Raw genomic sequence first — 12,268 nt, 5'->3', positions numbered from 1 at the left:
CCGCACGAAGATCAATCCATCCGCAACACGATCTTGCCGAAGATCTGGCGCGACTCCATACGCTCCAGCGCACGGTCGATATCGTTGAGCCCCACCTCGGTATCGATCACCGGGTGAACGAGCCCGCGCCCCATCTTCTGCATGGCGTTCGCCATGTTCTCCATGCGGCAGCCGAAGGAGCCGAGCAGTTTCAGCTGCTGTTGAAACAGCATCATCAGGTTCATGTCGGTCGAGACGCCGGAGGTCGAGCCGCAGGTCACGAGGCGCCCGCCCCGCTTCATCGACAGCATCGAGCCCGCCCAGGTATCCTTGCCGACATGTTCGAAGACGACATCGACGCCCTTTTTCTTCGTCAGCTTCCGCACGACGCCTTCGAAACGATCGGTCCGGTAATTGATGACGTGGTCGGCACCGAGAGCCTTCGCCCTGTCGATCTTGTCGTCCGATCCGACTGTGGTGATGACCGTGCAGCCGATCTTCTTGGCGAGCTGGATCGCGGCCGTGCCGATACCGGATCCACCCGCATGGACGAGGATCGTCTCGCCGGGTTCGAGCCTGGCGTTGTCGAAGAGCATGTGCTCGACGGTACCGAAGGTGACCGGCGCCAGCGCCGCGCCGATTTCATCGACACCCGGGGGTGCAGGCACCAACAGGCGCGCCGGAAGGTTGACCTTCTCCTGCGCGAAGCCGTCCAGATGGAAGCCATGGACGCCTCCGACATGTTCGCAGAGATTGTCGCGCCCCTCGCGGCACGGGCGGCAGAGGCCGCAGGTACGCGCACCGTAGATCGAGACGAGCTGGCCGGGGAGCACTTTGGCGACGCCCGGACCGATGCTCTCCACCACGCCGGAGGCTTCCGCGCCAATGACGAGCGGCATCTTGCGCTTGGCGAAAGCCATGCCGCGCCAGCCCCAGACGTCGATATGGTTGAGCGCGACCGCCTTGACCCGCAGCGTCACCTCGCCAGCACCGGGCGCCTCCGGCTCCGGCAGATCGGTGATTTCAAGCTTGCGGTCATCGAGCAATTGCAGGGCGCGCATGGTTTTTCCTTTGCGGCAGGCAGGTATTCGGTCCTCGAGCGGCTCAAGCCGGCTCGGCGGTCATGACGAGGCTGGCGTTCTGGCCGCCGAAGCCGAAGGAGTTCGACAGCACTGCAGTCACCTGCTGGCTGCGCTTTACGTTCGGCACGACGTCGAGAACGATCGCGGGGTCGGGGTTCTGGTAGTTGATCGTCGGCGGCAGCGTGCCGCTGAGCATCGTCTGGAGCGAGAAGACCGCTTCGACCGCACCGGCTGCCGTCAGCGTGTGGCCGATCATCGACTTGTTGGATGAGACCGGGATCGACGGCAACCGCTCGCCGAAAACCGCGGACATCGACAAATACTCCATCTTGTCGTTTTCGGGCGTGGAGGTGCCGTGGGCATTGATGTAGCCGATCCCGCCTTCGTCGATGCCCGCATCCGCAAGTGCTGCGCGGATCGTCGCGATCGCCGGTCCGCCATCGGGGGAGGAACGCGTACGGTGGAAGAGGTCGGCCTTTTCGCCGCAACCCTTGAGAATGCCGTAGATGCGGGCGCCGCGAGCGACCGCCGCTTCCAGCGATTCGAGCACGAGCGTCGCGGCGCCTTCCGCAATCACGAAACCGTCGCGATCCTTGGTGAAGGGCTTCGAAGCCTTTTCCGGCGGCTCGTTCTGTGTGGAGAGCGCCGAGAGCAGCGAGAAGCGGATGAGAGCCTCGGCACTGACCGAGCCGTCGGTCGCAACGGTGAGCGCCCTGTCGGTCCTTCCCTGGCGGATGGCTTCGACGCCGAGCTGTATGGCGGTCGCCCCGGATGCGCAGGCCGTCGAAAGCGTCACCGGAAGGCCACGCGTTCCGAATCGATCGGCAAGACGCTCCGAGATCGAGCCGAAAAGGACGGCCTCGTGGAAGGCCGGATCGGCCTTCTGCCGCATTGCCGCGAGGAAGCGGTTATAGGCGTCGCCCGGCTGGCTCGACGGCGGCGATCGGTCGGCAAGCTCGAAGCGGGCATTCCACTCAGGCTCGATCGGCGGGGCCGCCAGGAAGAGCGGGCCGTTGAATTCGCCGGAAAGGCCGGCCTGCGCCAGGGCCTCCAGCGTCGTTTCACGCGCCATCGCATAGGAACGCTCGACGGCATTCTCCGCAGGGATCTCGATGAAGTCGACCGTGCCGCTGATGCGGGTCGAAAGAGCATCGGTCGGGAACCGGGTGATCCTGTGGATGCCCGATACGCCCCCGGTGAGCGCCGCCCAGTTATCGTCGAGCCCCTGCCCGAGCGAGGTGATGACGCCCATGCCGGTGACAGCAACGATCGGACGGCCGAGGTGGTCCTTATAAGCCTTGCTCATAGTTCGAGCTCCTTATTCCGCGGCAAGCACGGCGACGCCTTCGCCACGGGAGTGGCCGATGGTGGTAACGACCGCCGCCCTGGCCGGCGCCAGCATCGGGGCTTCGGCGGCGGGGTCGAAAGGCGGAACCTTGGCTGCGTGTCCGAGCGAGAGCGCGGCCAGGACCATGCCGACCGGAAACTGCGCCTCGATGCCGTGACCGACGAGCCCGCCATAGGCACGGACAGGCCGGCCGGCGAGTTCGGTCTCGAGAAACGCCTTCTCCCGTCCGGCAAGGTCATGGAAGCCCGAGGTGCCGGAAAAGACGACGGTCGACTGCGGATCGAGCTCCAGGGCCGGTTTCGACAAATATCTGAGGCGCGCTTCGAGCCGCCCGTCCTCGCGGCTGCCGCGGTCGCCGCCGATCGCATCGATCGTCGCATAGATGCGGGCGCCGCGCGACTCGGCATATTCGCGCGACTCCAGAACCAGGAAGGCGCCAACGGAGCCGAGGATCATGCCGCCCCCGTCCTCGGGCCTGCGCGACCAGATCGGATGCCATTCACCGAGCGCATGGCCCTGGATCGCCTCGATCATCAGGACGATGTCGAGACGCTCGGCCGAAAATGCACCGCCGACGAGCGTGTGGCTCGACTGACCGGCCTTGATGCGGGCAAAGGCCGTCTCGATCGCGGAAATGCCGGCCGCCTCTTCGCCCATGAAAGTGCGCGACGAACCCGTAACCTTGTGCACGATGGAGATGTTGCCGGCGAGAAGGTTGGAAAGCTGCGCCAGAAACAGCGTCGGGCGCAGTTCCGTCGTTAGCTTCTCGTTCAAAAGCCGTTCGCGGTCGTTGCGCTTCAGCGCCTCGTCGACGATGAGCGAGTCGACATTGATGTCGCGCTCGCCGCCGCCGGCCGCGACGATCATGTCCATGCTGCCGCAGGCTTCGAGGTTGTCCTTGAGACCAGCGTCGTCGAGCGCCAGGCCGGCAGCGAAAACGCCGAGGCGCTGCCAGTTCTCCATCTGCCGCTGATCGCCCCTTTTCGGAATCTGCTGGGACCAATCGATTTCCGGCAACGGATGGATCGGATAGGGTGCGAAACGTTCCGTCTCTATGCGGGCCTCAGGCGGCTCGGCCGCGCCGAGCAGCGCCACGTGAGGCTCGGCGCCGACGCCCTGGCTCGTCACGATGCCTACCCCGGTGATCACCACATCGTTCGCGGATTTCCTCATCTTCACTTCTCCGAACCGGCCATCGCGGCCATGAGCCCCAGTTCTTCCGCACGCTTGCGCACGATGTCGCCCAGCGGCACCTGGTCGAACGGGATCGTCCTCAGCTTCAGCTGGGCATCGCATATCTTCTTGCCGCCAGACGCAATCCTGGCCTTCGTCACGGCAAAGCCGGATCCCTCATGCTCCAGCAGCGCCTCGATCTCAAGCTCGGCATTCGGTTCGACGAAGCTGCGCATCTTGGCACCATCGACCGTCATCAGGAACGGCATTGCGGCGAATTTCGTGGCGGCCAGCACGAGAAAACCGCAAGCCTGCGCCATGGTTTCGATAAGCAGCACGCCCGGGACCAGCGGATAGCCGGGGAAATGCCCCTCGAATACCGGGCTCTTCTCCGGCACGACCGAGCGCGCCACGAGACGGCCTGCCGACAGATCGACGGTTTCGACCCGGTCGATCATCTGGAAATATTCAAGGAGCATTCAGGCTCATCCCATTCGTTTCGCGCTCAAGTAAAAATGCCGATGCCGCCTGTCAAGCGCGGGGCGCGACAGGCGGCATCGGGAAAGGGCCGATCCGTGTCAGCGATGATCGCTAGAACTCCGATCGCAGATGAAAGCGTAATCCACGCGGAAAGCCGCTTGAAGCTTCCTCAACCCGCTTTGGCGGCCCGCAGCTCGTCGATCTTGGCACAGAGGTTCTTCAGCACGAAGTATTCCTCGGTCGAGACCTTGCCTTCGTTGACTTCCTGAGTCCACTGCTCCAGCGGGATCTTGATGCCGAATTCCTTGTCGATCGCAAAAACGATGTCGAGAAAGTCGAGGCTGTCGATGCCGAGATCATCGATCGTGTGGCTTTCCGGCTTGATCGTCTCGCGATCGATCTCGCTCGTTTCCGCGATAATATCGGCAACCTTGTCGAATGTAGCTGTCACGCGCATACCTCTTAAAATTCGAGTCTTGGCGAACCCTATAGAAAAATGCACCGGAAAAGCCAATGCCCCACAGGCTTTTGCCACCGCGATTTGAAACAGATGTTGCTAAACCGCCAGGAGAGGGCCGTTTACCTAGAAGAAAACCAGAAGCGGCAAGGCGACGATCGCGAAGGCGAGCGCCATCACGGAGCAGGCCGCATAGAAGACGGTGACCGCAGCCTCGATATCCTCGATGGCCGCAACCGCACGGCCGGCATCGTTCATCATGGGCTCGTCGACCTTCACACCACCATAGATTCTCGGGCCTGCAAGCTGAATGCCGACGGCGCCTGCCATCGCAGCCTCAGGCCAGCCGGAATTGGGCGAGCGGTGAAGTCCGTGATCGCGCCGCGCCACCTCGATTGCGGTTTTCGCCGCGTCCGCACCGCGCCAGAAATAGGCGCCGGCCGCAATCAGGAGGGCCGAGAGCCGGGCCGCGGGCAGGTTCGCCAGGTCGTCGAGCCGCGCCGAAGCCCAGCCGAAATGAAGATATTTCGGGCTCTTGTGGCCGATCATCGAGTCGGCCGTGTTCAGCATCTTGTAGGCAAGAAGTCCGGGAAGTCCGGCAACCGCATACCAGAAAGCGGGAGCGACGACGCCGTCTGAAAAGTTTTCCGCAAGGCTTTCGATCGCCGCCCGGCAGACGGCCGGCTCGTCGAGTGTGTTCGGATCGCGTCCAACGATCATCGATACCGCCTTGCGGCCACCCGCAAGCCCATCGCGTCGCAGGCCGACGGCAACCCGGGAAACGTGATCGGCAAGGCTCTTTTGGGCGAGAAAGACGGCCACCGTGACAACCTCGAGCAAAGAGCCGAGGGCGCCAAGCACATCGAAAAGCCGAGCGAGCACGACACCCAAGGCCGTGGCTCCGGCGAGCAGTACCAGAATGCCGACGACACCGCGGAATTTCAGCCAGGCCTTGGTGAATTCGCCGCGGTTAAGCGCCTCGTCCACGAATTCGACCGCCTTGCCGAAGAACACCACCGGATGGGTCAGACGCGACCAGAGCCAGTCCGGATCGCCGAGGATGCGGTCCAGCAGCAGCGCCATCACGAGGATCAGAAGTATTTCAGCCGACACTACACACCCATCCGGTTCAAAGCCTCGGCGAGACGACGGTCGCCCTGCGCGTTCGGCGACAATCCGATACGCAGCCAGCGCGGATCGTAGTCGAACTTTCGCGTCAGGATATGCGCCTCGCAGAGCGCCGCGTGAAGATCGTAAGCCCGTTCGTGTTCTACGAGCGTGAACAGGCCGGTGCCGCCGACCACCTCGAGCCCCGCGCCGAGAAGCACCGCGTCGAGCGCGGCCTTGCGTTCCGCGATGCCGGCCTTGATCCCCGGCGTGTCGCTTTCCATCAGCTTCGCCGAAATGGCAAGTGCCGGACCCGAGACCGACCAGGGGCCGAGCCAGTCACGAAACGACTGCTCGATCGACCGGTTCGAGACCACAAAGCCGAGCCGAAGGCCCGCAAGACCGAAGAATTTCCCGAAAGAACGGAAAACGACGAGGTTGTCATTGGCGGCAACGTGTCCGGCGACGCTTGCGTCCGGCTCCAGATCGCCGAAGGCCTCATCCACCACGAGCAGGCCGTCATGCACCCGCATCGCTTCCGCCATTGCAAGGATTTCCTCCGGCGGAAAGAGCCGTCCGGTCGGATTGTTCGGATTGACGACGACCGCCAGGCCGTGCGCCGTCTGGAGATCACCGGCGCATGTGACGGAGTCGACGGAAAGGCCGGCGGCTTTCAGAACGCGCGCATATTCGCCATAGGTCGGCGCAAATACGGCGACGCGCTTTCCCTGAACCGCGATCCGCGGGAGCAATTGAATGACGGCCTGCGTTCCGGGCACCGGCAATGGCATGAGTTCGCCGGTTCGGTAGTAGCCCCTGGCCGCCGCACGCGCCGCCTCTTCCACATGCTGATCGGGCAATCGGTGCCAGACGCGCCCGTCGATTTCCGGCAGGGCGACGGGACACGGGTTGATCCCCGTCGAGAGATCAAGCCAGTCGTCGGGCGTGCCGCCGAAGCGCGCTGCAGCTTCCGTGATCCCGCCGCCATGAATGATGGGAGCAGCCATGATCATTCCGAGAAATCGATGAGATGCATGAAGGAGCCGGCAACATTCCGGCGACGGAGGCCGGCGCGGCCGAGATCGAGCCCTGCCGCGTCCCGTGCCGTGAATAGCGGCTCAGCCGCTCCCTCCGAAACGATCGTGGCATAGTGAAATTCGTGCGCGGTCATCGGTCCGCGGAAAAACACGTCGTCGACCGGTGTCACGCGCCGGTAGCCGAGATGCCGCTTGCGTTCGGCAAAGCTCGTGACGAGCGGCAAAAGCCCGAGCATCTCGTAACGCCCGCCATCCGCCGCGACAAGCCCGTCGCCCAGCACCATGTAGCCGCCGCACTCCCCGAAGATGCGCGCCCCGTCTCCAGCGGCCTTGTGCATGGCAGCGCGGAAATTCGAAGCATTGGAGACCTGTTCCGCATGAAGCTCGGGATAACCGCCGGGGAGATAGACCGCATCGGCAAGCGGATCGGGCCCCTCGTCCGCAAGAGGCGAGAAGAACGTGATTTCGGCCCCCTGCCCGCGCCAGCCGGAAAGAAGATGCTCGTAGCAGAAGGCGAAGGCCACGTCGCGTGCGACGGCTGTCCGCTGGCCGAGCGGCGTTAGCGTCCCGGCCGTCTCTCCCACCGTCAGCGGCGTCGCCGCAGCAAGCACCGCCTCGAGATCGCAACCCGATGCGACCCGCATTGCCGCGTGATCGATGAAGGCTTCCAGCGATCCATGCTCGCCTGCCTGTACGAGGCCCAGGTGGCGTTCGGGCAGCTTCAGTGCTGCGTCCTGCCGCAGCACGCCGAAGACCGGCATCGCAATGCCGGCAAGCGCATCGCGCAGCATTCCCTCATGCCGGTCGCTGCCGACCTTGTTCAGAATGACGCCCGCGACACGGACATCGTCGCGGTGACGGGCATAGCCGCCAACCAGGGCGGCCACGGAATGGGAGAGGCGCGCGCAATCGACGACCAGGATCACTGCAAGTCCGAGTGATGCGGCGAGATCCGCCGGCGCGCCCGTGCCATCCGCCGCGCCGTCGAAGAGGCCCATCATCGCCTCCATGATCAGCACCGACCCGTCTTCCGTCGCAGCCGCCGCATTGGCAAGGAGCAGTTCGGGGCGCATTGCCCAAGGGTCATAATTGAAGCAGGGTTTGCCGCTGGCAGCCGTGTGAAAACCCGGGTCGATATAGTCCGGTCCCGCCTTTCCAGGCGCGATCGAGAGCCCGCGCCGTTTCAATGCCCGCATCAGGCCGAGCGTGACCGTGGTCTTGCCCGAGCCGGAGCTCGGGGCTGCAATCATCACTCCATTCATGCCGGATTCCGGAGAATGCGGCTCGAAAACGGATCGGGAGCGAGCGCCCGGCCATCGAGAGCGCCAAGCCAGTCGAGCGAGGCGCGCAGCCGGACGACTTCGCCGACGACGACGATTGCCGGCGGCTCGAGCCCCGAAGCGGTTACATCGGTCTCAGCGGACGAAAGCGTGGTTTCCAGCACCACCTGCTCCGGTGTCGCAGCATTGCAGACGAAAGCCACAGGCTCGTCTGGCGAGCGGCCGGCGGCGATCAGGTTGGCCGAGATCTGGCCGATATGCTTCATCGCCATGTACATGACGATCACCGGAGAGCCCTTGGAAATGCCTTCCCAATTGATCCTGTCCGGCACGACGCCGGAAGAATCATGGCCGGTGAGGAAAGTCACCGCGTGGTTCACCTCCCGATGCGTGACCGGAATACCGGCATAGGCAAGCCCGCCTATGCCCGCGGTGATCCCGGGAACGATGCGGAACGGGATGCGGTGCTCGACCAGGGTCAGCGCCTCCTCTCCGCCTCGGCCGAAGACAAAGGGATCGCCACCCTTGAGGCGCAGCACCCTCTTCCCTTCACGTGCCAGTTCGACCAGCCGCAGCGAGATATCGCGCTGTTTCGGCGAAGGCTTGCCGCCGCGCTTGCCCGCAAATTCGAGTGCTGCGCTCGCTTTGGCGAGCTTGAGACAATCACCGTTGACCAGCGCATCGTGAACAATCACATCCGCCTGGCGAAGCGCGTTGGCTGCGTGCAGGGTCAGAAGGCCGGGGTCGCCCGGGCCCGCGCCGACGAGCCAGACCGAACCCGGCTCGAGATCAGGCAGGCCGGCAAACATGTCGGTCATCGGTCGATACTCCGGGCAAAGCAAGGCATTCCATCCGATCCGACGAAGGAAAAACTTGAAGTCGTTATGCAGGAAACAATGGCAGATAATTGAATCCGCTCATCAAAGAAACTACAAAATTCGGCCGAGGCCATCACACGGCTCCCTTTGCATAGTCAGCCGGTCCGGCGATTGCCGCCGTCGCCCGCACCGATCGGATCTTAGGTACAAGCAACACCGCGTCGCACCCGGCGGCCGCCAGAGCCGCGCCTTCAGCAACGCCGTGGCAACCCGTATGGGCAAAGACGACCTTCGATGGATTTTTTAGACGCGACGATTGCGCCTCCAGCGTGGCAGCGTCGAAGAAATGCGTGGGCACCGAAAAGTGCCGCGCCACCGCATGGATCGCGGGCTCATCGGTTCGCGCATCCAGAGAGGCGACGAGTGCGACATCCCTGCCGGAAGCGCCGGCATCCGCAAGCGCCTTTTCGGCAAGCGCGATCACCTCTTCGGGCGCAGTGTTGCGCTCGCAGCCAAGGCCGAGCACGAGTTCGGCGGTGATGTGTCCTTCGGCGGAAGGCATATGCGGTGCGGCTCCCCATGCGGCGTCGGCGTTCCATACGAAGCGCCGGCCTGGCAGATGCCACGTACCGGTCCGGACAGCACCGGATCAAGCCCCCTGCATGGGTCGGCCGCACCGGACGCTCTTTCAGTCCGCCTGAACGGACGCCGTCGCATGATCGTCATTTTTATCGGAGCGTTTCAGGTCGGTCAAACCGGATTGCGCCATCCACGTGTCGCAAACCGTGCGGCCACGAAATCGGCCTCAGACAATGCTTTGCATTTCGGCGTCAGCTCTGACACAAGGCGGCTGAAGCAGTTCCGCCGCCCTATTCGCTCGAGACTCCAGTGCACGACCTAGCCCTCCACATACTGCTCTTTCTTTTTGCGGCCGCATTCCTTGCCGGCTTCATCGATTCGATCGCCGGCGGCGGCGGGATGATCACCATCCCGGCCATGCTGATTGCGGGGATTCCACCGCTCGAGACGCTGGGCACCAACAAGCTGCAGTCCCTTTTCGGCTCCGGGTCGGCGAGCATCGCCTATGCCCGGCACGGCCATGTGAACCTCAGGGAGCAGCTCCCGATGGCCCTGATGTCGGCGGCGGGCGCAGTATTGGGCGCCTTGCTGGCGACGGTCGTTCCCGCGGACGTCCTGGAGGCCGTGCTGCCGTTCCTGTTGATCGGCATCGCGCTCTACTTCGGCTTCAAGCCGAATATCGGCGACATCGACAAGCATCGGCGGCTGTCGGTTTTCCTGTTCACCATCACCTTCGTGCCCCTGATCGGCCTCTATGACGGCGTTTTCGGTCCGGGTACAGGTTCCTTCTTCATGCTCGGTTTCGTCTCCCTCGCAGGCTACGGCATCCTCAAGGCGACGGCGCACACGAAATTCCTGAATTTCGGCTCCAATATCGGCGCATTTTTCGTCTTCCTGCTCAGCGGCGTCGTGCTCTGGAAAATCGGCCTGACGATGGGCGTCGGCCAGTTCCTCGGCGCGCAGGTCGGCTCGCGTTATGCGATGGCAAAGGGCGCGAAGATCATCAAGCCTTTGCTGGTCGTCGTTTCGATCGCGCTCGCCATCCGGCTGCTCGCCGATCCGGGATATCCGCTGCGGATCTGGCTGGGGCTTTAGGCCAGTCGAAAACCGACGAGCGTTCAGCCGCTCCAGACGAGATGTCCGCCGCCCAGATCCGATGGCGGCGGGAAGGACGGCACATAGTCCAGGGCGCGCACGGGACTGGGCAGGTCTTCCGCTTTCGGCACGAAGTCCCGGCGTACTCGACCCGGATCTGCCACGGGAACGGCAGCCATCAGTTTCTTCGTATAGGGATGCTGCGGATTCTCGAAGATCTGCCGCCGCGTGCCCGTTTCGACGAAACGGCCCATATACATGACCGCTACCCGATGGCTGATTTGCTCGACGACTGCCATGTCGTGAGAAATAAACAGGTAGGAGACGCCGGTCTCGTCCTGGATGTCCTGCAGGAGATCGAGCACCTGAGCCTGGATCGACACGTCGAGTGCCGCGACGGACTCATCTGCGACGATGAGCTTCGGTGAGAGAGACAGGGCGCGCGCTATGCAGATGCGCTGCCGCTGACCGCCCGAAAACTCATGCGGGTAGCGCTTCATCTGCTCGGGCGACAATCCGACCCGCTTGAAAAGATACTCCACCCGGTCACGCAGCTCGCTTCCGCTTGCAAGGCCGTGGATCACCAGTGGCTCGGCCACCAGATCGCCGACGCGCATTCGCGGATCCAGCGATGCGTAAGGGTCCTGAAAGATCATCTGGACGTCGCGCAGGATGGGCCGCATGGTGCTCCCCCGCAAGCCATGCGTGGAGCGTCCGTCGACCCGGATGTCTCCCGTCCACGGGACAAGGTTCAAGAGCGCCTTGCCGGTCGTCGACTTGCCGCAACCGGATTCTCCGACGAGAGACAGCGTCTCACCCCTGCGCACGGAGAAAGAAATGCCTTCCACCGCGTGAAGTCGCCTGACCGGGCGCTGAAGGATGCCGCCCTTGATGTCGAAACGCACCGTCAGGTTCTCGACCAGGAGCATCGGCTGTTCGTCGCCTGGCTGAGATCCTGCCGCGACCGCCTTCCCCGCTGCGCGTTTCGGTGCCTCCGTCCCCGCCATTTCGCCGAGGCGCGGCACAGCGGAAAGGAGTTCCTTCGTGTACGCATCCTGCGGATGCGCGAAAAGATCCCTGCTGGTTGCGTGCTCGACGGTGCGGCCATGCTTCATCACCAGCACCTCGTCGGCCATCTCCGCGACCACGCCCATGTCATGGGTGATCATGATCACCGAAATCCCATGATCGGCCTGCAGCTTGCGAATAAGGGCGAGGATCTGCGCCTGAACCGTTACGTCGAGCGCCGTCGTGGGCTCGTCGGCGATCAGAATTCGCGGGTTCTGCGCGAGTGCCATCGCGATGACGATGCGCTGACGCAAGCCGCCGGAAAGCTCGTGCGGATATTGGCCGAGCCGCCGCTCCGGCTCCGGGATCTGAACCTGGTCCAGGAGTTCTACGGCCCGCACCCGCGCGGCGCGCCGGCCACTGGCGTTTCCATGCGCGGTGATCGCACCGATCAGCTGATTGCCGACCGTCATCACCGGGTTGAGCGAGGTCATCGGCTCCTGGAAGATCATCCCGATCTTGCGCCCGCGAATCTGCCGCATGCGCGCTTCGGGAAGCGCCAATATGTCCTCGCCATCGAGAGTGGCCGAGCCGCCCGCAATACGTGCCATCGGCTTCGGCAGCAGCTGCATCAGCGAAAGCGCGGTCATCGACTTTCCCGATCCGCTCTCGCCTGCAAGACAAAGCGTCCTGCCGGGAAGAAGATCGAAGGACAGACGCTCCACCACGACCTTCGGCCCGGTCGGCGTGGCCACCTGGACGGTCAGTTCCTTCACGGAAAGCAGAGAGGAAGTCATCGGGCAGAGGCCTCGGCAATGTCATCAG

At 63.7% G+C, this 12,268-nt stretch carries 12 protein-coding genes; 1 reads left to right on the top strand and 11 read right to left on the bottom strand.

Annotated elements, in window-relative coordinates; genetic code table 11:
- Window positions 1-11: 11 nt before the first annotated feature.
- From BHD07_RS24840 to BHD07_RS24795, 10 genes are all read right to left on the bottom strand, one after another.
- Entirely contained in the window at window positions 12-1,040 is a 1,029-nt protein-coding gene (locus BHD07_RS24840; protein ID WP_338283542.1) for a zinc-binding dehydrogenase, read from the bottom strand.
- Between the two features lie 43 nt (window positions 1,041-1,083).
- The gene (locus BHD07_RS24835; protein WP_127711084.1) at window positions 1,084-2,367 is read right to left on the bottom strand and encodes a beta-ketoacyl-ACP synthase; all 1,284 of its coding nucleotides are present in this window, start codon (window positions 2,365-2,367) and stop codon (window positions 1,084-1,086) included.
- Window positions 2,368-2,379: 12 nt separating this feature from the next.
- Window positions 2,380-3,582, bottom strand: coding sequence for a beta-ketoacyl-ACP synthase (locus BHD07_RS24830; protein WP_018095237.1), 1,203 nt, complete (start codon window positions 3,580-3,582; stop codon window positions 2,380-2,382).
- A 2-nt stretch (window positions 3,583-3,584) separates the two neighbouring features.
- Window positions 3,585-4,061: a 3-hydroxyacyl-ACP dehydratase FabZ family protein gene (locus BHD07_RS24825; RefSeq protein ID WP_338283540.1), complete on the bottom strand. Its 477-nt coding sequence runs from the start codon at window positions 4,059-4,061 to the stop codon at window positions 3,585-3,587.
- Window positions 4,062-4,231: 170 nt separating this feature from the next.
- The gene (locus BHD07_RS24820) at window positions 4,232-4,519 is read right to left on the bottom strand and encodes an acyl carrier protein (RefSeq protein ID WP_010969581.1); all 288 of its coding nucleotides are present in this window, start codon (window positions 4,517-4,519) and stop codon (window positions 4,232-4,234) included.
- A 126-nt stretch (window positions 4,520-4,645) separates the two neighbouring features.
- Entirely contained in the window at window positions 4,646-5,632 is a 987-nt protein-coding gene (gene cbiB / locus BHD07_RS24815) for an adenosylcobinamide-phosphate synthase CbiB (protein ID WP_338283539.1), read from the bottom strand.
- The gene (gene cobD / locus BHD07_RS24810) at window positions 5,632-6,633 is read right to left on the bottom strand and encodes a threonine-phosphate decarboxylase CobD (RefSeq protein WP_100673736.1); all 1,002 of its coding nucleotides are present in this window, start codon (window positions 6,631-6,633) and stop codon (window positions 5,632-5,634) included. The genes cbiB and cobD overlap by 1 nt, the downstream gene beginning before the upstream one ends.
- Window positions 6,634-6,635: 2 nt before the next feature.
- The gene (locus BHD07_RS24805) at window positions 6,636-7,925 is read right to left on the bottom strand and encodes a cobyrinate a,c-diamide synthase (RefSeq protein ID WP_338283538.1); all 1,290 of its coding nucleotides are present in this window, start codon (window positions 7,923-7,925) and stop codon (window positions 6,636-6,638) included.
- A complete protein-coding gene (gene cobA / locus BHD07_RS24800; RefSeq protein WP_338283537.1) occupies window positions 7,922-8,761 on the bottom strand; it encodes a uroporphyrinogen-III C-methyltransferase in 840 nt (279 codons plus the stop codon). Before cobA ends, BHD07_RS24805 begins: the two co-directional genes overlap by 4 nt.
- Before the next feature lie 133 nt (window positions 8,762-8,894).
- On the bottom strand, window positions 8,895-9,323 hold the full coding sequence (locus tag BHD07_RS24795) for a cobalamin biosynthesis protein (protein WP_100673739.1): 429 nt from the start codon (window positions 9,321-9,323) through the stop codon (window positions 8,895-8,897).
- A gap of 326 nt (window positions 9,324-9,649) precedes the next feature.
- On the opposite strand from BHD07_RS24795, the gene BHD07_RS24790 reads away from it, so the two are divergent.
- On the top strand, window positions 9,650-10,435 hold the full coding sequence (locus tag BHD07_RS24790) for a TSUP family transporter (RefSeq protein ID WP_026168628.1): 786 nt from the start codon (window positions 9,650-9,652) through the stop codon (window positions 10,433-10,435).
- A gap of 23 nt (window positions 10,436-10,458) precedes the next feature.
- Here the strand turns inward: BHD07_RS24790 and BHD07_RS24785 are convergent, their stop codons facing one another.
- Complete coding sequence (locus tag BHD07_RS24785; protein ID WP_338283535.1) at window positions 10,459-12,240, bottom strand: ABC transporter ATP-binding protein; 1,782 nt, start codon at window positions 12,238-12,240, stop codon at window positions 10,459-10,461.
- Window positions 12,241-12,268 lie beyond the last annotated feature (28 nt).

This window comes from Sinorhizobium sp. KGO-5 (assembly GCF_036245905.1).
Lineage (GTDB): Bacteria > Pseudomonadota > Alphaproteobacteria > Rhizobiales > Rhizobiaceae > Sinorhizobium > Sinorhizobium meliloti_A.
The sequence above is the reverse complement of the archived record's forward strand: the minus strand, read 5'-3'. Positions and strand labels throughout refer to the sequence as shown.

What these genes read in the sequence shown, in the direction of transcription:
- BHD07_RS24785 (WP_338283535.1), bottom strand. Translation starts at nt 12,240, where the DNA reads ATGACTTCCTCTCTGCTTTCCGTGAAGGAACTGACCGTCCAGGTGGCC.
- BHD07_RS24820 (WP_010969581.1), bottom strand. Translation starts at nt 4,519, where the DNA reads ATGCGCGTGACAGCTACATTCGACAAGGTTGCCGATATTATCGCGGAA.
- BHD07_RS24805 (WP_338283538.1), bottom strand. Translation starts at nt 7,925, where the DNA reads ATGAATGGAGTGATGATTGCAGCCCCGAGCTCCGGCTCGGGCAAGACC.
- cobD (WP_100673736.1), bottom strand. Translation starts at nt 6,633, where the DNA reads ATGGCTGCTCCCATCATTCATGGCGGCGGGATCACGGAAGCTGCAGCG.
- cobA (WP_338283537.1), bottom strand. Translation starts at nt 8,761, where the DNA reads ATGACCGACATGTTTGCCGGCCTGCCTGATCTCGAGCCGGGTTCGGTC.
- BHD07_RS24825 (WP_338283540.1), bottom strand. Translation starts at nt 4,061, where the DNA reads ATGCTCCTTGAATATTTCCAGATGATCGACCGGGTCGAAACCGTCGAT.
- BHD07_RS24835 (WP_127711084.1), bottom strand. Translation starts at nt 2,367, where the DNA reads ATGAGCAAGGCTTATAAGGACCACCTCGGCCGTCCGATCGTTGCTGTC.
- BHD07_RS24840 (WP_338283542.1), bottom strand. Translation starts at nt 1,040, where the DNA reads ATGCGCGCCCTGCAATTGCTCGATGACCGCAAGCTTGAAATCACCGAT.
- BHD07_RS24830 (WP_018095237.1), bottom strand. Translation starts at nt 3,582, where the DNA reads ATGAGGAAATCCGCGAACGATGTGGTGATCACCGGGGTAGGCATCGTG.
- BHD07_RS24795 (WP_100673739.1), bottom strand. Translation starts at nt 9,323, where the DNA reads ATGCCTTCCGCCGAAGGACACATCACCGCCGAACTCGTGCTCGGCCTT.